The following is a 22,838-nucleotide window of genomic DNA, read 5'->3' on the forward strand; positions in this document are numbered from 1 at the left end:
CCGACAAGGAGCACCGTGAGCAGAACCGACATCGAGGCGGTCGAAGAGGTCAACACGGCCTTCTACGAGGCAATGGAGCGGGGGGACTTCGACTCACTGTCGGCGCTCTGGCTGGAGGACGAGGTCTCCTGCGTCCACCCCGGCTGGCCGGTGCTCTCGGGCCGCGGCGAGGTCCTGCGCTCGTACGCGCTCATCATGTCGCACACCGACTACATCCAGTTCTTCCTCACCGACACCAAAGTGGCCGTAATAGGTGATACCGCCCTGGTGACGTGCACGGAGAACATCCTCAGCGGCGGCCCCGCCGAGGACGGCGGGGAACTCGGCCCGCTCGTCGGTCAGCTGGTCGTCGCGACGAATGTGTTCCGACGCACATCCGAGGGCTGGCGACTGTGGTCCCACCACGGTTCTCCCGTCCTCACGGAGTCCGGCGAGGACGAGGAGGAGGACGCCTCCTGACCCCTCCGGCGGGATCCGGAGTATTTCGCAGGTAAATTCGAAGACGGACGACGCCGACCGCACTCGGCGCAGCCATGGCCCCGGGGAGCCCCGGGACCGGAAGCACCTACGAAAGCAGGAGTGATTCGCGTGGATCGTGTCGCGCTGCGCGGCCTCAAGGCTCGCGGGCACCACGGCGTCTTCCCCCGGGAACGCGAGGAAGGCCAGACCTTCATCGTCGACCTCGTGCTGCACCTCGACACCCGCCCCGCGGCGGCCGGAGACGACCTGGCGAAGACCGTGCACTACGGGGTCGTCGCCGAGGAGGTCGTCGACGTGGTCCAGGGTGAGCCCGTGGACCTGATCGAAACCCTGGCCGAGCGAATCGCCCAGCAGTGCCTCAAGCACGAAGCGGTGGCACAGGTGGAAGTCGTCGTCCACAAGCCGGACGCGCCCATCACCGTCCCCTTCGACGACGTGACCATCACGATCACCCGGAGCCGCGCATGAACAACGGACTGAACGCACAGAGCGACCCCACCGTCCAGCCGGTACCCGCCTCCGTCGTCGAGACGGTCGACGCGGCGGACGTGACCCTGTCCAACCCCAAATGGGCCGTGATCGCGCTCGGCTCGAACCTCGGCAACCGGCTGGAGACCCTGCAGGGCGCCATCGACGCCCTCGGCGACACCCCCGGCATGCGGGTCAAGGCCGTCTCCCCTGTCTACGAGACCGAGCCGTGGGGGGTCGAGCCCGGCTCGCAGCCCTCGTACCTCAACGCGGTCGTCGCCGTGAAGACCACCCTGCCGCCGTCCTCGCTCCTGGAGCGCGCGCACGCCGTCGAGGAGGCGTTCGACCGCGTCCGCGAGGAGCGCTGGGGCCCGCGCACGATCGACGTCGACATCGTCGCGTACGCCGACCGGGTCTCCGACGACCCGGTCCTCACCCTCCCGCACCCGCGCGCCCACCAGCGTGCCTTCGTGCTGGCCCCCTGGCACGACATCGACCCGGAGGCCCAGATCCCGGGCCGCGGCCCGGTCACCGCGCTGCTGGCCGAAATCGGCCTGGTCGGCGTCGCGCCGCGCCCCGACCTGGAACTCCACCTCCCCGAGTAGTCGTTAGTAGCCTGTTCACGGCTACTCGCTGAAAGTGGGGAACGGGCAAGTGAAACAACTGAGGCCGGGGGTCCTGGCGGGCATCTTCGTGGTCGCCGGGGTCCTGTCCTGGGCCGGTGCCCGGCTGTGGAACGCGTACGGCACGCTGCCGGGCGTTCCGCTGGCCGCGCCGATCGTCCTGGGCATCATCGCGGCGGTGCTGCTGGCCACGGCCCTGTCCATGCGCGCCCGCCTCAAGGCCCAGCGGGAGCGCCGCCCGGGCGCCAAGGGCGTGGAGCCGCTGATGGCGGCCCGCGCCGTGGTCTTCGGCCAGGCCAGTGCCCTGGTGGCGGCGCTGGTGGCGGGCATGTACGGCGGTGTGGGCGTCTTCCTGCTGACCGACGCCCTGGACGTCCCCGCCCGCCGCGACCAGGCCTGGTACGCCGGCGCCTCGGTCCTGGCGGGCGTGGCGGTCATCGCCGCAGCCCTCTTCCTGGAACACGTCCTCAAGCTCCCGGAGGACGAGGACCCGACCAAGGCCCCGGCCCGGGCCTAGCCAGGCCTGTCGGTCGGCCCCGGCCGGGGCCGACCGGCGTACCGGCTCAGCGGGCCATGATCAGGGACATGGCCTCGTTGCGGGTGGCGGGGTCGCGGAGCTGGCCGCGGACCGCCGAGGTGATGGTCTTCGCGCCGGGCTTGCGGACGCCGCGCATGGTCATGCACATGTGCTCGCACTCGATGACCACGATGACCCCGCGCGGGTCCAGGATCTCCATCAGGGAGTCCGCGATCTGCGTGGTCAGGCGCTCCTGCACCTGCGGACGGCGGGCGAACACGTCCACGAGGCGGGCCAGCTTCGACAGGCCGGTGATCTTGCCGTCGGTGGACGGGATGTAGCCGACGTGCGCGACGCCGTGGAAGGGGACCAGATGATGTTCACATGAACTCATGACTTCGATGTCCTTCACCAGGACCATCTCGTCGTGTCCGAGGTCGAACGTCGTCGTCAGGACCTCTTCGGGCTTCTGGTACAGCCCGGCGAATATCTCCCGGTACGACCGCGCCACGCGCGCCGGGGTCTCCAGGAGCCCTTCACGGTCCGGATCCTCGCCGACCGCGATCAGGAGTTCGCGGATAGCCGCCTCCGCGCGCTTCTCGTCGAACTCGCCGATCCTGCCCTCGTCACCGGTCAAGGTCACTGGGTCGGTCATCTCATCCTCGTTCCTGTCCGCACACGCGGTCGTACAAATGTGCCGCGCCCCCCAGGCTAGAACCTGGGGGGCGCGGCTTCCATTCCGGGTGGGGCGAGCCGTCCGTTACTCGGGGCGGTCCTCCGGAGCCACCTCGATGCCCTTCTCCGTGGAGACCGGCGCGACGGCGGCGGACGTGCCGTTCGCCGAGTTCGTCAGCTGGAGCTCCTTGGGAGAGAGCACCGGCGGACGGGTGGACGGGGTGCGGCGGGAGGAGCCGGTCCACGCGGGGCGGGCCGGACGCTTCACGATCGTCGAGAAGATCTCGGCGATCTGCTCCTTGTTCAGCGTCTCCTTCTCCAGCAGCGCGAGGACCAGGTTGTCGAGGACGTCGCGGTTCTCGACCAGGATCTCCCAGGCCTCGTTGTGCGCGGTCTCGATGAGCTTCTTGACCTCTTCGTCGACCAGCGCCGCGACCTCTTCCGAGTAGTCCCGCGGGTGCGACATCTCGCGGCCCAGGAACGGCTCGGTGTTGTCGCCGCCGAACTTGATCGCACCGAGACGCTCGGTCATGCCGTACTGCGTGACCATGGCCCGCGCGGTGGCGGTGGCCTTCTCGATGTCGTTCGCCGCGCCGGTGGTCGGGTCGTGGAAGACCAGCTCCTCCGCCGCGCGCCCGCCCAGCATGTACGCCAGCTGGTCGAGCATCTCGTTGCGCGTGGTCGAGTACTTGTCCTCGTCGGGCAGGACCATGGTGTAACCCAGGGCCCGGCCGCGGGACAGGATCGTGATCTTGTGGACCGGGTCGGAGTTCGGGGAGGCCGCCGCGACGAGGGCGTGTCCGCCCTCGTGGTACGCGGTGATCTTCTTTTCCCGGTCCGACATGATCCGGGTCCGCTTCTGCGGGCCCGCCACGACACGGTCGATCGCCTCGTCCAGCGAGTGGTTGTCGATCAGCTTCTTGTCCGAGCGGGCCGTGAGCAGCGCGGCCTCGTTCAGGACGTTGGAGAGATCGGCACCGGTGAAGCCGGGCGTGCGACGGGCGACGGCGCCCAGGTCGACGTCCGGGGCGACCGGCTTGCCCTTCTGGTGGACCTTGAGGATCTCCAGACGGCCCTGCATGTCCGGACGGTCGACCGCGATCTGCCGGTCGAAGCGGCCCGGGCGCAGCAGCGCCGGGTCGAGGATGTCCGGGCGGTTCGTGGCGGCGATCAGGATGACGCCGCCCTTCACGTCGAAGCCGTCCATCTCGACCAGCAGCTGGTTGAGGGTCTGCTCGCGCTCGTCGTGACCGCCGCCGAGACCCGCACCGCGGTGCCGGCCGACGGCGTCGATCTCGTCGACGAAGACGATCGCCGGGGCGTTGGCCTTGGCCTGCTCGAACAGGTCACGGACACGCGAGGCACCGACACCGACGAACATCTCGACGAAGTCGGATCCGGAGATCGAGTAGAAGGGGACACCGGCCTCGCCCGCGACGGCACGCGCCAGCAGGGTCTTTCCGGTGCCGGGCGGGCCGTACAGCAGCACGCCCTTGGGGATCTTGGCGCCGACGGCCTGGAACTTCGCCGGCTCCTGCAGGAACTCCTTGATCTCGTGGAGTTCCTCGACGGCCTCGTCCGAGCCCGCGACATCGGCGAACGTGGTCTTCGGGGTGTCCTTGGTGATGAGCTTGGCCTTGGACTTCCCGAAGTTCATGACCCGGGAGCCGCCACCCTGCATCTGGTTCATCAGGAACAGGAAGACCAGGACGATGAGCACGAAGGGCAGGAGCGAGAGCAGCACGCTCAGGAACGGGCTGGTCTTGTCCGGCGTGACGGAGTACCCGTCCGGGATCTGACCGGCGTCGTACTTGGTCTGGAGGCTCTGGGCGAGCTGGACGCCCTGATCCCCGATGTAGTTGGCCTGGAACTTGGTGCCGTCGTGCTTGCCGAGCTTCTCGCCTTGCTTGAGCTCGATCTTGATCATCTGGCTGTCGCCGGTGGTCAGCTTGGCTGTCTCCACCTGGCCAGTGTTGATCGCCTTGATGACCTCGCTGGTGTCCACCGACTTGTAGCCGCCGCCGGAGCCGACGACATTCATCAACACGACCACGGCGAGGACGGCCAGCACGATCCACATGACCGGCCCACGGAAGTATCGCTTCACGTCCATCCATACGGGACGCCAGGCGTCCCGTCCCTCCTGCCCGTAGGTAAATGCTGCTGTGAGTAAAGACTGTTCTTCGGAATGTACCCCTGAATTGTCACCCGCGGCCCTGTGGGACGGCTGACAGACCCGCCTTCCCCTGCTCCAACGGCGGGAATCGCCCCCAGGTTCCCCGCGGGCCTGCCGGGGTTCCCGGGGGCGGGAGCGGGATCAGCCGCCGTAGACGTGCGGGGCGAGCGTGCCGACGAACGGCAGGTTGCGGTACTTCTCCGCGTAGTCCAGGCCGTAGCCCACGACGAACTCGTTGGGGATGTCGAAGCCGACCCACTTCACGTCGATCGCGACCTTCGCGGCCTCGGGCTTGCGCAGCAGCGTGACGACCTCCAGGGAGGCCGGCTGGCGGGAGCCCAGGTTCGACAGCAGCCAGGACAGCGTCAGGCCCGAGTCGATGATGTCCTCGACGATCAGGACGTGCTTGTCCTTGATGTCGGTGTCCAGGTCCTTGAGGATCCGCACCACGCCGGAGGACTGGGTCCCGGCGCCGTACGAGGACACCGCCATCCAGTCCATGGTGAGCGGGGTGGACAAGGCACGCGCCAGGTCCGCCATCACCATCACGGCGCCCTTGAGCACACCGACGATGAGCAGGTCCTTGCCCGCGTACTCCGCGTCGATCTTCGCGGCCAGCTCGGCCAGCTTCGCGTCGATCTCTTCCTTGGTGATGAGCACCGACTGGAGGTCGTTGCCCATGTCCTTCTCGTCCACCCGCATCACTTTCGTTGTCGGCCGGGGCTCCGGGGGGCGACCCCGGAGGACTCAGCCGTGTTTCAGCACCAATCAGCCCTGCCGGATGACAAGTCTGCCACCCTGCCGCTGGGCCTCGACCCGGCCGGGCAGGTTGATGGCGCCCTGACCGCGCCATCCGGTGATGAGACGGTCGACTTCTTCGATGTGACGGGCGAAGAGCGAGCCCGCGGGGGACCCCGCCGCGACGACGGCCCTGCGCAGCACACGGCGGCGGACGGCCGGGGGCAGGGCGTAGAGCTTGGCGCACTCCAGGCGGCCGTCCGCGTCGCGTACGCCGGTCTCCGCCTCGGCGGCCCAGGCGTCCAGGGCGTCGGCGTCGTCCCGGGAGAGCTGCGCGGTGCGGGCGAGTGCCTCGACGACCCCCTTGCCGAGCGCCTTCTCCAGGGCGGGCAGTCCCTCGTGGCGCAGGCGGGAGCGGGTGTAGGCGGGGTCGATGTTGTGCGGGTCGTCCCAGACGGGGAGGGACTGGACCATGCAGGCCTTGCGGGCGGTCTGCCGGTCGACCTGGAGGAAGGGGCGGCGGTAGCGGTTCGTGCGGCCCGCGCTGCCGCCGGAGACCTCCGGCATGCCGGAGAGCGAGCGGATGCCGGAGCCGCGGGCCAGGCCCAGCAGGACGGTTTCGGCTTGATCGTCCCGGGTGTGGCCGAGCAGCACGGCGGCGGCGCCGAGGCGGTCCGCGGCTTCGTCCAGGGCCCCGTAGCGGGCGTCGCGGGCGGCGGCCTCGGGTCCGCCGTCGCGGCCGACGCGCACGGCGACGGACTCCACCGGGTCGAGGCGGAGTGCGGTCATGCGGGTGACGACCTCGGCGGCGCGCAGGTCGGAACCGGGCTGCAGTCCGTGGTCGACGGTGATGCCGCCGGCCCGGATGCCGAGCTTGGGGGCCTCGAATGCGAGGGCGGAGGCGAGCGCCATGGAGTCCGCGCCGCCGGAGCAGGCGACGAGGACGAGCGGCAGGGGGCCCCCGGCGCGGCGGGGGCCGGCGGGACTGCCCGTGTGGTCGGTGAGGACGTCGTGGAGTACGCGGCGGACCGCCAGGCGTATCGCCGCGACCGCAGGATGGGGACCCATGTCCGGTGCCCTTCGATGGAGTTCGGATGCCTCGGAGGCGTTGGGGTGGTGTGCTGAGGTGCTGCTGCCCGGCCCCCGCGGAACGGGAGGATGTCACTCAGAGTGCGTCGATGGTGACAGAACCGAGCCGTTCCCCGAGCATCGCACGCCCTTCCGCGGCCCACGGTCCCTCGGACGGGTGACGCTGCTTCCCCCAGTGAGACATGTTTACGCCCCCTGTGTCACTCCGCTTCGCTCGGTTCGCTCCCCTTGCGGTGCACCCGGGCCACCCAGTCGGCGGGCCTGGCGATCTCGGCCTTGGTCGGCAGTGTGTTCGGGGAGGTCCACACCCGGTTGAAGCCGTCCATGCCGACCTGGCCGACGACGGCGCGCACGAACCGCTCGCCGTCGCGGTACTGGCGCAGCTTGGCGTCCAGGCCCAGCAGCTTGCGCAGTGCGGCGTCGAGGCGGCCGGCCCCGCTGGCCCTGCGCTGCTGGAACTTCTCGCGGATCTCGGCGACCGAGGGCACCACCTGGGGGCCGACCCCGTCCATCACGAAGTCGGCGTGGCCCTCCAGCAGGGACATGACGGCGGTGAGCCGGCTGAGGATCTCGCGCTGCTCGGGGGTCTGCACGAGTTCCACGAGGGAGCGGCCCTCGTCGCCGTGCTCGGCGTCGGGACGGGCGCCCGCGAAGGACTGGGCGGCCTCACGGATGCGTTCCAGGACGGTGGACGGGTCCACGTCGGTGGCGCCGAGAAACGTCTGGATTTCGCCTTCGAGGTGGTCGCGCAGCCACGGGACGGCGGTGAACTGTGTACGGTGCGTCTCCTCGTGGAGGCAGACCCAGAGCCGGAAGTCGTGCGGGTGCACCTCCAGCTCGCGCTCGACGTGCACGATGTTGGGCGCGACGAGCAGCAGGCGGCCGCCGGCGGCGGAGGCGGGCAGGTCCCGGGAGACGGGTGCGAAGGTCTCGTACTGGCCCAGGACCCGGGAGGCCAGGAAGCTCAGCAGCATGCCCAGCTCGACGCCGGTGACCTTGCCGCCGACCGCGCCGAGGACGGCTCCGCCGGGGGTGCCCGCGCGGCGGTCCTGCATCTTGCCGAGGAGCGGCTGGAGCAGCTCGCGGAAGCCCGCGACGTTGGCCTTGACCCAGCTGGCCCGGTCGACGACCAGGACGGGCGTGTCGGGGACGGCCGACCCCTCGGGGATCATCCGGGTGAACTCGCGCACGTGCCGTTCCGAGGTCCTGGCGTGCCGCCGCAGCTCGGCGACGACGGCCCGCGCCTCGTCCCGGGTGACCTCCGGGCCGGGTCGTACCAGCCGGGTCGCGGTCGCCACCGCGAGGTTCCAGTCGACCATCTCCGCACCACCGATGCTCGTCATGCGTCAACCGTACGTGGACCGGCCCTCCGGCGGACCCCCTACGAAGCGGTCGCGACGGCGGCGGCCAGCTTGTCGAGGGCCTTCTCGGCGCCCTCGGAGCCGGGGGCGTTCGCGGTCAGGAAGGCGAAGGCGAGGAGCCGGCCGGAGGAGTCGACGACCGTCCCGGAGAGGGAGTTCACCCCGGACAGGGTGCCGGTCTTGGCGCGGAGCAGGCCGGCGGCCGGGGAGCTGCCGGAGTTGCGGGCCTTCAGGGTTCCGGTGAATCCGGCGACGGGCAGTCCGGTGAGGACGGGCCGCAGCTCGGGGTGCTGGGGGTCGGCGGCCCTGGTGAGGAGCCCGGTGAGCAGGCCGGCGCTGACCTTGTCGGCGCGGTTGAGTCCGCTGCCGTCGGCGAAGCGGGAGCCGGCGGTGTCGATGCCGAGGGCGGCGAGCCGGTCGGTGACGGCCTTCTCGGCGCCCTCGAAGCTCGCGGGGCGGCCGGAGGCGAGGGCGGTCTGCCGGGCGAGGGCCTCGGCGATGTCGTTGTCGCTGTTGGTCAGCATCCGCTCGACGAGGCCGGCGACCCGGGTGGAGAGGGTGACGGCCAGCGGCTGGACGCCGGCGGCGGCCTTGGCCTTCGCGGGTTCGCCGGTGACCTTGATGCCGCGTTCGGCCAGCAGGGTGCGGAAGGCCCGGGCGGCGTCCTCGGAGGGGTCGTCGGACCGGTCCACGGGCCCGGAGGTGGAATCGTCGGGGCGGCCCTCGTCGGCCGTCAGGGCGGTCACCGGAGCGATGTTGGGGTTGGCGCCGATCGGGTGGCGGGCGGGGCCGGTGTAGAGGCCGTCGTCGTATCCCAGGGTCACGGTGTCGGTGCCGGCGGCCTTGAGGGCCTGCGCGGTGTCGGCGGCGAGGGCGACGAGGCTGCCGCCCGATCCGGCGGGGCTCTTCTTCTTCGCGGTGAGCGAGGGGTCGCCGCCGCCGGCCAGGACGATCTGTCCGGGGGCGGTGCCGGGCACGACGGTGGTCCTGATCCGGTGCTCGGGCCCGAGGGCGGCCAGCACGGCCGCGGCGGTGGCGATCTTGACGGTGGAGGCCGGGGTCATCGCGTCCCGCGCCCCGGACTCGTAGAGGACCTGCCCGGTGGCGGTGTCGACGACGGACGCGGTCCGCAGGCTGCCGAGCGCGGGATCGGCGAGCAGCGGCTTCAGCGCGGCGGCCAGGCCCCCGGCGGAGGCGGGCGCGGCGGGGGCGCTCTGCGCGCGCGGGGCGCCCGGGCCGATGCCGCCGAGCACCCCGGGGGCGCTGGGCGCGGCCTCGGGCAGGGCGTCGGAACCGGGCCCTCCACCGTGATCTGCACCACCCGTGCGGTCCCAGGAGGCGGCGGTGTCCCGCTCGGCCTTACGCTGGCCGGAGTCCCAAGGACCGGCCGCGGTCACCGCTGCCCCCGACAGGGCGAGGCCGGCGACGGCCGACCCTGCGATGAGCTGCCAGGTCTTGACCAATGGCACCTCGGACCAGCCCCTTTCGCGATCACACATATGCGTGAGGGACACTTAACCACTGCGTCTTGCCGCGAGCATGGCACCCCACCCGGCAGGGCTGGGCCGGACGCGCACGCAGACGAATCGACGCAGTCCCGAAGCAATGCAGCTGATCATGGAGGAGCAGGACGTGGAGTTCGACGTCACCATCGAGATCCCCAAGGGTTCGCGGAACAAGTACGAGGTGGACCACGAGACCGGCCGGATCCGTCTGGACCGTCGCCTCTTCACCTCGACCAGCTACCCGGCCGACTACGGCTTCGTCGAGAACACCCTGGGCGAGGACGGCGACCCGCTGGACGCGCTGGTCATCCTTGACGAGCCGACCTTCCCGGGCTGCCTGATCAAGTGCCGCGCCATCGGCATGTTCAACATGACGGACGAGGCGGGCGGCGACGCCAAGCTGCTGTGCGTGCCGGCCTCCGACCCGCGTGTCGAGCACCTGCGCGACATCCACCACGTGTCCGAGTTCGACCGCCTGGAGATCCAGCACTTCTTCGAGGTCTACAAGGACCTGGAGCCGGGCAAGTCCGTCGAGGGCGCGAACTGGGTCGGCCGCACCGAGGCCGAGGCCGAGATCGAGGCCTCGTTCAAGCGCCTGGAGGCGCAGGGCGGCCACCACTGAGCTCGCGCTCGGCGGTAACGGGCCGGGGCACTCCCCCGCGCCCCTTGTGACATGGCGGGCGGTATCCCTCGGGGATACCGCCCGCCGTCGCGTTCGCGGGCCGCCGCCGCGGGCGCGGCCGGGCGCGTACCGGGTAGAAGCTGGGTGTGCGGCGGGAGGAAACGATTCCGCATACTGATACCCCGGGTGATCACGGACTGGAGGACGCGTGGCGGAGGCCGACGGGGCCGAGGACAGGAAGCCCCAGTCCGACGAGGCGCACAGCGCCTTCACCCCGCCGCCCGGCATGGAGCCGGGCGTTCCCGAGGAGGACCAGCCCACCTCGGAATTCGCCCGTCCGGCGGGCGCCGATCCGGTGGAGCCCGAGCCCGAGGGGTCGGCCTTCGCCGCCCCGGCCACCTACCGGGCCGCGCAGTCCCCGCCCGCCTACACCCCCGGCCAGGGCTTCCCCGTCGCGCAGATGAAGGAATCGCCCTGGCAGGACCGCATGCGCACGATGCTGCGCATGCCGGTCGACGTGCGTCCCGTCCCGGAGCTCGTGCAGCGCCACAGCGAGACCGGCCCCCCCGTGGGCCGCGTGCTCGACCTGACCCTGCGCATCGGCGAGCTGCTGCTCGCGGGCGGTGAGGGCGCCGAGGACGTGGAGGCCGCGATGTTCGCGGTGGCCCGCTCCTACGGGCTGGACCGCTGCGAGCCGACCGTCACCTTCACCATGCTGTCGATCACCCACCACCCGTCGCTGGTGGGCGACCCGGTCTCGGCCAGCCGGACCGTGCGCCGCCGCGGCACCGACTACAACCGGCTCGCGGCCGTGTTCCGGCTCGTGGACGACATCAGCGCCCCCGAGATCGACGTCACGCTGGAGGAGGCCTACCGGCGCCTCGCCGAGATCCGCCGCAACCGGCACCCCTACCCCGGCTGGATGCTGACCGCCTCCGCCGGACTGCTCGCCGGGGCCGCCTCCACGCTCGTCGGCGGCGGGGTCCTCGTCTTCTTCGCCGCCGCGATCGGCGCGGTCCTCGGCGACCGCCTGGCCTGGCTGTGCGCCGGGCGCGGGCTGCCCGAGTTCTACCAGTTCGTGGTCGCCGCGATGCCGCCGGCCGCCCTAGGGGTCGCGCTCAACATGACGGGGATCGACGTCAAGGCCTCCGCCGTGATCACCGGCGGGCTGTTCGCGCTGCTGCCGGGACGGGCCGTGGTCGCGGCCGTGCAGGACGGCCTGACCGGCTACTACATCACCGCGTCGGCCCGGCTGCTGGAGGTCATGTACCTCTTCATCGGCATCATCATGGGCGTGCTGGTGGTGCTCTACGTGGGGCTGCAGTTCGACGCCTCGCCGCGGCCGGAGGAGGTCCTCCAGATCCAGCAGCGGCCCCTGATCCAGATCGCCGCCTCGATGGTGCTGGTGTTCACCTTTGCGATCCTGCTCCAGCAGGAACGCTCCACCGTGTGGATCGTGACGCTGAACGGCGCGGTCGCCTGGGTCACCTTCGGGGCCCTGCACTACGCGGGGAACATCCCGCCCGTCCCGTCCACGGCCATCGCGGCCGGGCTGGTGGGCCTCTTCGGGCAGCTCTTCTCCCGCTACCGCTTCGCCTCCGCCCTGCCGTACGTGACGGCCGCGATCGGCCCGCTGCTGCCCGGCTCGGCGGTGTACTACGGGCTGCTGCTGATCGCCGAGAACCGGCTGAACGAGGGCCTGGGCTCACTGGTGAACGCCGCGGCCATCGCGCTGGCCATCGCGATCGGGGTCAACCTCGGGTCGGAGGCCTCGCGGCTGTTCATGCGCATCCCGGGGGCCACGAGCGCCGCCAAGCGCCGCGCGGCGAAGCGGACCCGCGGCTTCTGAAAGCGCCGCCAGGCCGCGTACGTGTGCCCGTACGCGGCCTCGTACGGGCACACGTACGCCCCGGGGCCTCAGGTGGGCCTCCGGGGCGGTACGGGCGTACGGGGTGCTGCGGGCGGGCCTCAGCGCTTGGCGTGGCGGCCACGCGCGCCCGAGGCCTGCGGGGCCGAGCCGTCGGCCACGGCCTCGTCGCCGGCCTTCGCCTTGCCCTCCTTGCGGGCCTTCAGCACCTCGAAGATCACCGGGATGACCGAGATCAGGACGATGCCCACCAGGATCGACTCGACGTTCGTCTTGATGAACTCGATCTGGCCGAGGAAGAAACCGGCGATCGTGATGCCCGCGCCCCAGCCGATGCCACCGATGATGTTGTAGGTCAGGAAGGTGCGGTACTTCATCGTGCCGGCGCCCGCGACCATCGGGGCGAAGGTGCGGATGATCGGCACGAAGCGGGCGAGCACGATGGCCTTCGGGCCGTGCTTGTCCATGAACTCGTGCGCCTTGTCCAGATTCTCCCGCTTGAAGAGCTTGGACTTCGGCCGGTTGAAGATCTTCGGCCCGAAGAACTTGCCGATCATGTATCCGACCTGGTCACCGATGATCGCGGCGGCCACGATCAGGGTGCAGACGAGCCACAGCGGCTGCTTGATGTACTGCCCGTCCGCGACCAGCAGACCCGCCGTGAAGAGCAGGGAGTCGCCGGGAAGGAAGGCGAAGAGTCCCGATTCGGCGAAGACGATGACCAGGATGCCGACCAGACCGAAGTGCGAGATCAGGTAGTCCGGGGACAGCCACTCTGGGGCGAGCGCAAGCGTATACACGGGTTCCGGGCTCTCCTGGAATCGGGGGGCGTAAGGCGGAAGGATCGATTTCAATTATCAACGCACACGACCCCCGCCCGGTTCCAGGGACCGGAGGGGGTCGCATGCGTGACATTCCGCTTACACCTTGCGGACTCCGTTCGCGAGGATCGCGTCGCGCAGGTGCTCGGCGAGACCCGGCTTCATCGCGCCGTAGAACGCCGCGAACCGCTCGTCCGCCACGTACATCTCCCCGAGCCACGTGTGCATCTCGTACGGGCAGTCGTAGAACCACTTGTGGATGTGCAGGCGGTGCTCCTCGGCCAGGTCCATCGCGCGCTCACCGTCCGCGGGCTCGCCCGCCTCCATGACCGCCACGTACCGACGGCCCCAGTCGGCGGACTCGTCCTGGATCCGCTGCCAGTCGTCCTTCGTGTACGAGGCCGCCCGGCGCTGCGACTCGGCGTACGCCTCGGTATCGCCCCAGCGCTCCTCGACCTCCTGCGCGTACTGCTCCGGGTCCTGGTCCCCGAAGACCTCGAACCTCTCCTCAGGCGTGAGGTTGATGCCCATCTTCTTCGCCTCCATGGCGTGCTCAACGGCCTTGGCCATCTGCTGGAGCCGGGCGATCCGGTCGGTCAGCAGGGCATGCTGCCGGCGCAGATGCTCCCGCGGATCCGTCTCCGGGTCGTCCAGCAGGACCGCGACCTCGTCGAGGGGGAAGCCGAGCTCCCGGTAGAACAGGATCCGCTGCAGCCGGTCCAGGTCGGCGTCGTCGTACCGCCGGTGTCCCGCATGGCTGCGGCCGCTCGGGGAGAGCAGCCCGATCTCGTCGTAGTGGTGCAGGGTGCGCACCGTCACTCCGGCGAATCCGGCGACCTGGCCCACGGAGTAGCTCATCTTTTCCGCCCTCTGGTTGGGTACGCCCTTCACTGTGGGTCCTCACGTGGCGTGAGGTGCAAGTCCGCCGCGGGAGCTACTTGCTCAGGCCCCGGAACCTGCCCACCGCCGACGGGAAGAAGATCGCCAGCAGCAGGACCGGCCAGGCCACCGCCAGCAGCGCCGCGTGATCGGCGGCCCACGACGGCGGAGCCGCGGCCGGGTTGCCGAACAGCTCGCGGACGGCCGTGGCCGTCGCCGACAGCGGATTCCATTCCACCACCGTGCCCAGCCAGCCCGGCATCGCCTCCGGTGTGGCGAAGGCGTTGGAGAGGAAGCCCACCGGCCACACCAGGATCTGCACCGCCTGCACCAGCTCCGGACGGCCCGCGACCATTCCGAGGAAGATGCCGATCCACAGCATCGCGAAGCGCAGCAGCAGGAGCAGGGCGAAGGCCGCCAGAGTGGCCGCGGGCGAGCCGTGCGGGCGCCAGCCCAGCAGCAGGCCGACTCCCGCGAGGACGGCCAGTCCCACCGCCGACTGGAGCATGTCCGCCGCGCTGCGGCCGACCAGCACCGCCGCGGAGGACATGGGCATGGCGCGGAACCGGTCGATCACCCCCTTGCCCAGGTCCTGGGTGACGGCGGTCATCGTCGCCTCCAGCCCGAAGGCCATGGTCAGCGCGAGCATCCCGGGCACCAGGAACTCCACGTAATCGCCGCCGATCCCGCGCCCGCCGCCGATCAGGAAGCCGAACATCAGCAGCAGCATCACGGGGAAGACCAGTCCGACGACCATCTGGACGGGCCGGCGCCCCCAGTGCGCGAGCTCGCGCCGGGTCATCGTCCAGGAGTCCACGACCACCCAGGGCGTGCTCATGCGGCCACCTCCGTGACGTCCGTGCGGCCGGTCAGGTGCAGGAAGACCTCGTCGAGCGTGGGGCGGCGGACCGCGAGGTCCCGTGCCTCGATGTGCGCCCCCTCCAGCGCGCGCAGGGTCAGGGCCAGGCCCGCCATCCGGTCCTGCACCGGGAAGCTCAGGGTCAGGGAGTCCGGGTCCACGGCCGGGTCCGGCAGCAGCCGCGCCGCCTCGGCGAGCCGTGCCGCGTCCCGCAGGACGACGACGATCCGGTCGGGCCCGACGAGGGACTTCAGCTCGTCGGCCGTGCCCTCGGCCGCCACCCGCCCCGCGTCGATCAGCGTGATGCGGTCGGCCAGCTGGTCGGCCTCCTCCAGGTACTGCGTGGTCAGCAGGACGGTGGTGCCGCCGCCCACCAGGGAGCGGACCGCGCTCCATACCTCGGTGCGGCCGCGCGGGTCGAGCCCGGTGGTCGGCTCGTCGAGGAAGAGCACCTCCGGCTCGGTGATCAGGGACGCCGCGAGGTCGAGCCGGCGCCGCATGCCGCCGCTGTACTGCTTCACCGGCTTGCGGCCGGTGTCCGCGAGGCCGAAGCGCTCCAGCAGTTCGCCGGTCCGCAGCCCGGCCCGCCGGGCGCCGAGGTGGTGGAGGCGGCCGAACATCTCCAGGTTCTGCCACCCGGCCAGTTCCTCGTCGAGCGCCGCGTGCTGGCCGAGCAGCCCGATCCGGGCGCGGACGGCCGGCGCCTGGGTGCGTACGTCGTGACCGGCGACCCGGACCACGCCCTCGTCGTGCCGCAGCAGGGTGCTCATGACGCGCACCGCCGTGGTTTTCCCGGCTCCGTTGGGGCCGAGGACGGCGTGCACCGTCCCGGGCTTCACCTCCAGGTCGAGCCCCGCCAGCGCGGGCTTGCCGCCGTACCGCTTGTGGACACCTTCGACGAAGATCGCCAAAACCGCTCCTCTAGTAATCAAATTTGAGTAGCTGGGCGCGCCCAAGGTAATGCCCGCCCCGCGGCTAGTCAAACTTGATTACGCATCCTGGTGCGCGGCGTACGGATTCTCCTGGCCGTCCGCGAGGACCCCCACGAACGGATCGCCGCCCTCACCGGCGAAGGAGTACGCGCCCCCCTCGATCCGGGCGACGAGCCCCCGCGTCCACTCCGCCTCGGCATCCGCGGAGTGGACCCACCTGTGCATGATCTCGCCGATGTGGCCCAGCGCCTCCGGGCCGCCCTCCGGCGTGTAGTAGTCCGTCACCGACGACCGCCAGAGCGCCAGCTTCGCCATCCGCTCCCGGAGCAGCGCGAGCACCTCCGCCCGCGGCAGATCGACCATGAAGCCGATCGCCGCCGACAGCACGTCCGTCTTCTGGTCGTACGCCGCGAGGGCCTCGCGCAGCAGCCGGAAGTACTCCTCGCGGCCGGCGTCCGTCACCTCGTACTCGGTGCGCGGCGGCCCGCCCGCCGCGCTCGGTGCCACCTCGTGCGCGTGCAGGACGCCCTGCTTGGCCATCTGCTTGAGCGCGTGGTAGATCGATCCGGGCTTGGTGTTCGACCACTCGTGGGCGCCCCAGTACTCCAGGTCGTTGCGTACCTGGTACCCGTGGGCCCGCCCGTGCTGGCGGACCGCACCGAGGACAAGAAGCCGGATCGCTGACATGGGGCCAGGCTAAGCCCCCGGCCTCTAGCCCATCGCCTTGGTGCCGTCGAGGGATTCGCGGACGATGTCCGCGTGGCCCGCGTGCCGGGCGAACTCCTCCACCAGGTGCAGGAGCATCCAGCGCATCGAGACCTTGGCGTCCTTGGGGAACCAGGGCGCCGGCGGGAGCGGGAAGGTCTCGTCCAGGCTCGGGACGGCGGCGATGAAGGCCTCCGTCTGCTCCGCGACCCCGTCCCAGAAGGCGAGCACCGACGCAACGGACTCGCCGTCGACCAGGCGGAAGGCCTCGCCCCAGGTCTCCTGGGTGCGCGCCTTCTCGTTCGGCACCTGCTGGGCGAGGCGCAGCCAGTTCAGCTCGACCTCGGCCACGTGCTTGAGCAGCCCGGACAGGGTGAGCTCGCTGACGCTGGGGCGGCTGGCGGCCTGCTCCTCGCTGAGCCCGAGGAGCGATTCGCGGATCGCCGTGCGCTGGGCGCCGACGAAGGCGAGGAGGGTGCCGCGCTCGTCGCCGAGGACTTCGGTGGAAATCTGAGCCATGACCGACCGCCTTAATGCGTGAGGTGTGTGCCGGGGGGCCTCTCCCCCCGACACGACCCACGCTACGGAGCCTTGCGGTCAGATCCTGTCCTCATTGGCCGTTCAGTTGCCTTCGATCTCCCCGTCGGGGCGGATCGCCGGCAGCGCGGTGGCGGGCTGCGGGAGCAATGCCTTGGAGAGGTCCTGCTTGCCCGTCGGGTCGAGCCCGTACATCGCCTCGTAGATGTTGCGGACCGCCGGTCCCGAGGCACCCGAGCCGGTGCCGCCCTGGGAGATCGTCATGACGATCGCGTAGTCCTCGGTGTACGAGGCGAACCACGAGGTCGTCTGCTTGCCCTGGACCTCGGCCGTACCCGTCTTGGCGTGCATCGGGATCTGCTTCTGCGGCCAGCCGCCGAAGCGCCAGGCCGCGCTGCCGTTGGTGGCGACGCCCGCGAGGGCCTCGTCGATGTCGTCACGGGTCTTCGCGTCCATCGGCAGCTTGCCCGCCTCCTTCGGCGCGAGCTCCTGGACCGACTTCCCGTCGGCGCTGACGATCGCCTTGCCGATGCTGGGCTGGTGGAGCGTGCCGCCGTTGGCTATGGCCGCGTAGACGGAGGCCATCTGGATCGGGGTGACGAGCGTGTCGCCCTGCCCGATCGAGTAGTTGATGGCGTCACCCTCGCGCATCTGGTTGCCCTGGCGGCAGTTCTCGTAGGCGATCTTCTCGGCGAAGGAGCCGTTCTTCTTGCCGTCGCGGCACCAGGCGTCCTTGTTCGCGTCGAAGAAGTCCTGCTTCCACTTCCGGTCGGGGACCCGGCCGGGGACCTCGTTCGGCAGGTCGATGCCGGTGCGCTTGCCCAGCCCGAACTCGTGGGCCGTCTTGAGGAACCAGTCCTTCGGGTCCTTCTTCGGCTTGATGCCGCCGTCCTTCTTCCACTCCTGGTCCGCGAGGGCGTAGTAGACGGTGTCGCAGGAGACCTCCAGCGCCCGGCCGATGGTGATGTCACCGTGGCCCTGCGACTCGAAGTTCGTGAAGGTCTGGCTGCCGACCGAGTACGAGCTGGGGCAGGGGTAGCGGTTGTTGAACGGGTACCCGGCGTTGACCGCGGCCGTCGAGGTGACCACCTTGAAGATGGAGCCCGGCGCCGCCTGTCCCTGGATCGCCCGGTTCAGCAGCGGGTAGTTCGACTCCTTGTCGGTGAGGGAGGCGTAGTCCTTGGCGGAGATGCCGCCCACCCAGGCGTTGGGGTCGTAGGTCGGGTTCGAGGCCATCGCCACGACCCGGCCGGTCTTGGTCTCCATCACCACGACGGCGCCCGAGTCGGCCTCGTAGTCGCGGCCGGTGTTCTTGTCCCGGACCTTGCGGGCTTCGGTCATCGCGTTGTTCAGCTCGCGCTCGGCGACCGCCTGCACGCGGGAGTCGATCGAGGTCACGATGTTCGAGCCGGGCTTCGCCGGGTCGGTCTCGCCCTGGCCGATGACCCGGCCGAGGTTGTCCACCTCGTAGCGGGTGATGCCGGCCTTGCCGCGCAGCTCCTTGTCGTACGTGCGCTCCAGGCCGGAGCGGCCGACCTGGTCGGAACGCAGGTACGGCGAGTCCGACTTCTTCGCCTTGGCGATCTCCTCGTCGGTGACCGGCGAGAGGTAGCCCAGCACCTGGGAGGTGTTGGCCTCGTCCGGGGCCGCGTAACGGCGCAGCGCGGTCGCCTCGGCCGTGATGCCCGGGAAGTCCTCGGGGTGCTCGCGGATCTGCAGGGCCTGCTCGGTGGTGGCCTCGTCGCTGACCGGGATCGGCTGGTAGGGGGAGCCGTTCCAGCAGGGCTGCTTGGTCTTGGCGTCGCAGAGCCGGACCTTGTCGATGACCTCCTGGGCGTCCATGCCCAACACCCCGGCGAGCCGGGTCAGCACGGACCTGCCCTTGTCCTTCATGGTCAGCAGCTCGGTGCGGCTGGCGGAGACCACGAGGTGGGTCGCGTTGTCGGCGAGCGGGACCCCGCGCGAGTCCAGGATCGAGCCGCGCACCGCGGGCTGGACCACCTGCTGGACGTGGTTGTTCTTCGCCTCGTCCGTGTACTCCGAGCCGTTGCGGATCTGGAGGTACCAGAGGCGTCCGCCGAGCGTGAGCAACAGCGAGAAGACCACGATCTGGATGACGACGAGCCGGTTCTGGACCCGAGGGGTCCTGCCGGTCTCCGGTATGTTGCTCAACTCGTTCTCCCCCGGGCGGCTGCTACGCCCGGCCGAGTCTAGGGGGACGGCGGGGGTGACCTAGAACGGGAAGGTCGTCCGGCCGTGCTGTACGGAGATCCACTTCTGCGTGGTGAAGGCCTCGACCGTGGCTTCGCCGTTCAGCCGGCCCAGACCCGAGGCCTTCTCGCCGCCGAAGGCGGCCAGCGGCTCGTCCCCGATCGTGGAGTCGTTGACGTGGATCATGCCCGTCTCGATCCGCTGGGCGAAGCGGACGCCCCGCTCCACGTCCCGGGTGTGCACGGCGCCGCTGAGCCCGTAGGGGGTCGCGTTGGTCAGCCGTACGGCCTCGTCCTCGCCGTCGAAGACCACCAGCAGGGCCACCGGGCCGAAGATCTCCTGGCTCAGCAGCGGGGAGTCCTCGGGGATCCCGGCGAGCACCGTGGGTTCGACCAGGTTGCCGCGCGTAGACCCGCGTACGAGCGCCTGCGCGCCGGATTCCACGGCCTGGTCCACGAGCGCGGTCAGGGCGTCGGCCTGGAAGGAGTTGATCAGGGGGCCGATGTGGGTGTCGGCCTCGTGCGGGTCGCCCGTCTTGAGGGCGCGCACGCGTGCGGTGAACTTCTCGGTGAACTCCTCGGCGACGGAGGCGTCGACGAGGATCCGGTTGGCGGCCATACAGACCTGGCCCTGGTAGACGAAGCGGCTGAAGACGGCCGCGTCCACCGCGTAGTCGAGGTCGGCGTCGTCGAGCACGACGAGCGCGCTGTTCCCGCTGAGCTCCAGGACCGTGCGCTTGAAGTGGCGGGCGGCGATCGCCCCGACGTGCCGGCCGACCCGGTCCGATCCCGCGAACGAGATGACCTTGGGGACGGGGTGGGTCAGGAGCGCGTCGCCTATCTCGGCGATGTCGGTGACCAGGACGTTCAGCAGGCCGGCCGGCAGCCCGGCGTCCTCGAAGATCTTGGCGATCACGCCGCCGCCCACGACCGGGGCGTTCTGGTTGGGCTTGATGACGACCGCGTTGCCCAGCGCCAGGGCCGGGGCGACCGACTTCAGGGTCACCAGGAAGGGGAAGTTGAAGGGGCTGATCACCGTGACGACGCCCACGGGGAGCCGCTGGACCCGGTTCTCCTTGCCCTCGACCGGCGAGGGCAGGATCCGCCCCTCGGGCCGGACGGCGAGCTGGAGGGACTCGCGGATGAACTCCATCGCGAGGTGGACCTCGTACTCGGCCTTGGGACGCGTCCCGCCGAGCTCGTCGATCATCGCCTCGACGATCTCCTTCTCGCGCTCCTCGGTGATCCGCAGGGCGCGCTCCAGGACGGCGCGTCTGATGTAAGGGCTGGTGGCGGCCCACTCGCGCTGGGCGCGTTCGGCGCCGCGGTAGGCCTGGTCCACCTGCTCGACGGTGGCCACCGTGATGGCTGCGAGCTTCTCCCCGTTGAAGGGGTTGACGTCGATGATGTCCCACGAACCGGTACCGGCCAGCCATTCGCCGTCGATGTACTGGTGAGCCAGGTCGCTGAATATGGACATGCCATCCCTTACTGCGAGCGCGCACCCGTGCGCTGCACCGGAGACCGATCGGTCATCATGCACTGATCAGACGTCATACTACGTGCGAATCAAGACAGTTGGAGCAGACCGCGGAGAAGATCCCGGGTCCGTTCGGCATCGGGGCAGTCCGCCTGGAGCCGTTCCATCGCCCGCTCGTACTGCCCCACTTCCTCGCCCTTGTCCAGGTAGAGGGCACTGGTGAGCTGTTCCAGATAGACGATGTCCTGGAGGTCGGACTCGGGGAAGCGCAGCAGGGTGAAGGCTCCGCTCTCGCCCGCGTGGCCGCCGAAGGAGAAGGGCATCACCTGGAGCTGCACGTTGGGCCGCTGGGAGACCTCGATGAGGTGCTCCAGCTGACCGCGCATGACCTCGCGGTCGCCGTACGGGCGGCGCAGGGCGGCCTCGTCGAGGACGGCATGGAAGACGGGGGCGTTCTCCGAGACGAGGACCTTCTGGCGCTCCAGGCGCAGGGCGACGCGGCGGTCGATCTCGGCGGCGGTGGCGCCGGGCATGCCGCGGCTGACGACGGCGTGCGCGTACGCCTCGGTCTGCAACAGTCCGTGGACGAACTGGACTTCGTAGATCCGGATGAGCGAGGCGGCGCCCTCCAGCCCGATGTACGTCTGGAACCACCCGGGCAGCACGTCGCCGTAACTGTGCCACCAGCCGGTCGCGTTGGCCTCCCGGACCAGCCCGAGCAGCGACTCGCGCTCCGCGCTGTCCGTGACTCCGTAGAGCGTGAGGAGATCCTCGACGTCTCTGGCCTTGAAGCTCACCCTTCCCAACTCCAAGCGGCTGATCTTCGATTCGGATGCGCGGATCGAGTAGCCGGCCGCCTCACGGGTGATGCCGCGGGATTCTCGGAGTCGCCTGAGCTGGGAGCCCAGGAGGATGCGGCGCACCACAGAACCGCTTGCTTCTGCGGTCACTAGTACTGCCCTCCCCATCGCATTGGCGTGCGCGTGGTGTGCGCGAGCGTCTCGGGGCCCCCGTACCCCAGGGGCCGCAGTCTGCCACCAAAACGCATCGGCCCGTACTCGTTCTGTAACGGAATCCCGTCTCCGGGAAAAGAAGTCCGTAAGTATGCGTAGGAAGAAATGAGTCAGAACCGTCACGGGAGGGGACAGGTCCGGCGCGTGCACGTGCATCTGCCCTTGCATCCGGCTCCGGCATTCGGAACGATGGTCCCCGCGCACCTGCGTGCTATTCGCGCCGGCGCCGGACCCACCCCGCAGTTCTTTCTGGACGGAGATGACCGCTCCGCCCGCGAATCCCGGGAGTGCCTCGCATGGGGACGAATGGATCGACCATGCTCGAGCCGTTACGGCAGGGGCTGCCCCCGGTCGACCCCACGGCTGTCTCCGGGTCCGCCTCCTGCGCCCTGCCCGCCCGTTACGAGGCGGTGCGCGGAGCCCGCTCCTTCTGTCGTTCGACCCTGTCCCAGTGGGGCCTCGACGACCGCTTCGACGATGTGGCCCTGGTGGTCTCCGAGCTCGTCACCAACGCGCTGCGCCATGCCCTGCCCGAGGACGCGCGGGGGACGGACGCCGAGCCGGAGCCGCCGGTACGGCTGCACCTGATGCGGTGGAGCACGCGACTGGTGTGCGCGGTGCGGGACCCCAGCGAGGACCGGCCCGGCGGGGCGTTCTCGCCGGAGCGCACCGAGGAGAACTTCGACCTGGAGTCCGGGCGCGGGCTGTTCCTGGTGGACTCGTACAGCGACAGCTGGGGCTGGCACCCGCTCGCGGGCCGGCTGACCGGCAAGGTGGTCTGGGCGCTCTTCCTGCTCCAGGACTGAACCGCCGACGGCCGCCGATCAAGGGCGAACACAGGACAACTGGCCGGGATTGATCATTGCGATCAGTCCCGGCCAGTGCACGTGCATGGCGTGATGGGTGCGCTGTTCCGTCAGCTGATCAGGTGATCGAACTCGCCGTCCTTGACGCCCAGAAGCAGAGCCTCGATCTCGGCCGGCGTGTAGACGAGCGCCGGTCCGTCGGGAAAGCGCGAATTGCGCATGGCGACATCGCCTCCCGGCAGCCGTGCGAACTCCACGCAGGAACCCTGCGAGTTGCTGTGTCTGCTCTTCTGCCACGTCAGCTCAAACAAGGTAGCGAGTTCTGCAGCTGCCATCCCGTTGTACGCGTGGTCCACAGGAAGCCCCCGATAGTGCAGATGTCAACTCCTCCGGATCATAGCTGTGTTCACAAGCCGCTGCATGGGCAGATGCACGTGCACGCGGGGTGGTCCGTTGATCACAGACAGGTCCGTAC

The 22,838-nt window shown here is 70.2% G+C and carries 22 protein-coding genes and 1 pseudogene; 7 read left to right on the forward strand and 16 right to left on the reverse strand.

All coding sequences use genetic code 11. The features are described from left to right. The first annotated feature begins 15 nt into the window (after positions 1 to 15). From ACZ573_RS16240 to ACZ573_RS16255, 4 genes are all read left to right on the forward strand, one after another. A complete protein-coding gene (locus ACZ573_RS16240; protein ID WP_471304235.1) occupies positions 16 to 459 on the forward strand; it encodes a nuclear transport factor 2 family protein in 444 nt (147 codons plus the stop codon). Positions 460 to 588: 129 nt separating this feature from the next. Then, positions 589 to 948 (forward strand): dihydroneopterin aldolase, encoded by a 360-nt coding sequence (gene folB / locus ACZ573_RS16245; protein WP_030010912.1) that lies wholly within the window; start codon positions 589 to 591, stop codon positions 946 to 948. Further along, a complete protein-coding gene (gene folK, locus ACZ573_RS16250) occupies positions 945 to 1,553 on the forward strand; it encodes a 2-amino-4-hydroxy-6-hydroxymethyldihydropteridine diphosphokinase (RefSeq protein WP_471304238.1) in 609 nt (202 codons plus the stop codon). Before folB ends, folK begins: the two co-directional genes overlap by 4 nt. Before the next feature lie 49 nt (positions 1,554 to 1,602). Further along, complete coding sequence (locus ACZ573_RS16255) at positions 1,603 to 2,088, forward strand: DUF3180 domain-containing protein (RefSeq protein WP_471304240.1); 486 nt, start codon at positions 1,603 to 1,605, stop codon at positions 2,086 to 2,088. A 46-nt stretch (positions 2,089 to 2,134) separates the two neighbouring features. Here ACZ573_RS16255 and folE read toward each other — a convergent pair whose 3' ends face one another. The 6 genes from folE to dacB all read right to left on the reverse strand — a co-directional run bounded on the left by folE (position 2,135) and on the right by dacB (position 9,596). Continuing rightward, positions 2,135 to 2,743, reverse strand: coding sequence for a GTP cyclohydrolase I FolE (gene folE / locus ACZ573_RS16260; protein ID WP_030726949.1), 609 nt, complete (start codon positions 2,741 to 2,743; stop codon positions 2,135 to 2,137). 105 nt (positions 2,744 to 2,848) lie between these two features. Continuing rightward, on the reverse strand, positions 2,849 to 4,876 hold the full coding sequence (gene ftsH / locus ACZ573_RS16265) for an ATP-dependent zinc metalloprotease FtsH (RefSeq protein WP_301368325.1): 2,028 nt from the start codon (positions 4,874 to 4,876) through the stop codon (positions 2,849 to 2,851). 204 nt (positions 4,877 to 5,080) lie between these two features. Beyond that, the gene (gene hpt / locus ACZ573_RS16270) at positions 5,081 to 5,641 is read right to left on the reverse strand and encodes a hypoxanthine phosphoribosyltransferase (RefSeq protein WP_030010907.1); all 561 of its coding nucleotides are present in this window, start codon (positions 5,639 to 5,641) and stop codon (positions 5,081 to 5,083) included. A 66-nt stretch (positions 5,642 to 5,707) separates the two neighbouring features. Next, positions 5,708 to 6,745, reverse strand: coding sequence for a tRNA lysidine(34) synthetase TilS (tilS, locus tag ACZ573_RS16275; RefSeq protein WP_314242530.1), 1,038 nt, complete (start codon positions 6,743 to 6,745; stop codon positions 5,708 to 5,710). Between the two features lie 221 nt (positions 6,746 to 6,966). Continuing rightward, entirely contained in the window at positions 6,967 to 8,109 is a 1,143-nt protein-coding gene (locus tag ACZ573_RS16280; RefSeq protein WP_471304246.1) for a zinc-dependent metalloprotease, read from the reverse strand. A gap of 38 nt (positions 8,110 to 8,147) precedes the next feature. Beyond that, entirely contained in the window at positions 8,148 to 9,596 is a 1,449-nt protein-coding gene (dacB, locus tag ACZ573_RS16285) for a D-alanyl-D-alanine carboxypeptidase/D-alanyl-D-alanine endopeptidase (protein WP_471304248.1), read from the reverse strand. A gap of 163 nt (positions 9,597 to 9,759) precedes the next feature. On the opposite strand from dacB, the gene ACZ573_RS16290 reads away from it, so the two are divergent. Next, positions 9,760 to 10,254 (forward strand): inorganic diphosphatase, encoded by a 495-nt coding sequence (locus tag ACZ573_RS16290; RefSeq protein ID WP_030756147.1) that lies wholly within the window; start codon positions 9,760 to 9,762, stop codon positions 10,252 to 10,254. Between the two features lie 208 nt (positions 10,255 to 10,462). Continuing rightward, on the forward strand, positions 10,463 to 12,103 hold the full coding sequence (locus tag ACZ573_RS16295) for a threonine/serine exporter family protein (protein WP_471304250.1): 1,641 nt from the start codon (positions 10,463 to 10,465) through the stop codon (positions 12,101 to 12,103). Between the two features lie 119 nt (positions 12,104 to 12,222). On the opposite strand, the gene ACZ573_RS16300 is transcribed toward ACZ573_RS16295, so the two are convergent. The 9 genes and pseudogenes from ACZ573_RS16300 to ACZ573_RS16340 all read right to left on the reverse strand — a co-directional run bounded on the left by ACZ573_RS16300 (position 12,223) and on the right by ACZ573_RS16340 (position 21,512). Then, positions 12,223 to 12,921 carry a DedA family protein gene (locus ACZ573_RS16300; protein WP_471304252.1) on the reverse strand — a complete coding sequence of 233 codons (699 nt, stop codon included), beginning with the start codon at positions 12,919 to 12,921 and terminating at the stop codon, positions 12,223 to 12,225. Between the two features lie 120 nt (positions 12,922 to 13,041). Beyond that, positions 13,042 to 13,800, reverse strand: coding sequence for a MerR family transcriptional regulator (locus tag ACZ573_RS16305; protein WP_471304255.1), 759 nt, complete (start codon positions 13,798 to 13,800; stop codon positions 13,042 to 13,044). Positions 13,801 to 13,876: 76 nt separating this feature from the next. Beyond that, on the reverse strand, positions 13,877 to 14,659 hold the full coding sequence (locus tag ACZ573_RS16310) for an ABC transporter permease (RefSeq protein WP_471304257.1): 783 nt from the start codon (positions 14,657 to 14,659) through the stop codon (positions 13,877 to 13,879). Continuing rightward, positions 14,656 to 15,591: an ATP-binding cassette domain-containing protein gene (locus ACZ573_RS16315; RefSeq protein ID WP_471304260.1), complete on the reverse strand. Its 936-nt coding sequence runs from the start codon at positions 15,589 to 15,591 to the stop codon at positions 14,656 to 14,658. The genes ACZ573_RS16310 and ACZ573_RS16315 overlap by 4 nt, the downstream gene beginning before the upstream one ends. 78 nt (positions 15,592 to 15,669) lie before the next feature. After that, entirely contained in the window at positions 15,670 to 16,299 is a 630-nt protein-coding gene (locus tag ACZ573_RS16320; protein WP_389114719.1) for a PadR family transcriptional regulator, read from the reverse strand. A 24-nt stretch (positions 16,300 to 16,323) separates the two neighbouring features. After that, complete coding sequence (locus tag ACZ573_RS16325; RefSeq protein WP_471304263.1) at positions 16,324 to 16,836, reverse strand: DinB family protein; 513 nt, start codon at positions 16,834 to 16,836, stop codon at positions 16,324 to 16,326. 111 nt (positions 16,837 to 16,947) lie between these two features. After that, positions 16,948 to 19,026 (reverse strand): annotated as a pseudogene (gene mrdA / locus ACZ573_RS16330) (penicillin-binding protein 2); the annotation flags it as partial. Positions 19,027 to 19,086: 60 nt separating this feature from the next. Then, a complete protein-coding gene (locus ACZ573_RS16335; RefSeq protein ID WP_189743990.1) occupies positions 19,087 to 20,544 on the reverse strand; it encodes an aldehyde dehydrogenase family protein in 1,458 nt (485 codons plus the stop codon). Between the two features lie 89 nt (positions 20,545 to 20,633). Beyond that, entirely contained in the window at positions 20,634 to 21,512 is an 879-nt protein-coding gene (locus ACZ573_RS16340; protein ID WP_189743988.1) for a helix-turn-helix domain-containing protein, read from the reverse strand. 341 nt (positions 21,513 to 21,853) lie between these two features. Between ACZ573_RS16340 and ACZ573_RS16345 the strand changes: the two genes are divergently transcribed. Further along, positions 21,854 to 22,363: an ATP-binding protein gene (locus ACZ573_RS16345; RefSeq protein ID WP_471304268.1), complete on the forward strand. Its 510-nt coding sequence runs from the start codon at positions 21,854 to 21,856 to the stop codon at positions 22,361 to 22,363. 110 nt (positions 22,364 to 22,473) lie between these two features. On the opposite strand, the gene ACZ573_RS16350 is transcribed toward ACZ573_RS16345, so the two are convergent. Continuing rightward, the gene (locus ACZ573_RS16350; protein ID WP_030726905.1) at positions 22,474 to 22,719 is read right to left on the reverse strand and encodes a DUF397 domain-containing protein; all 246 of its coding nucleotides are present in this window, start codon (positions 22,717 to 22,719) and stop codon (positions 22,474 to 22,476) included. Positions 22,720 to 22,838 lie beyond the last annotated feature (119 nt).

The organism is Streptomyces sp. NPDC040545 (assembly GCF_055595065.1).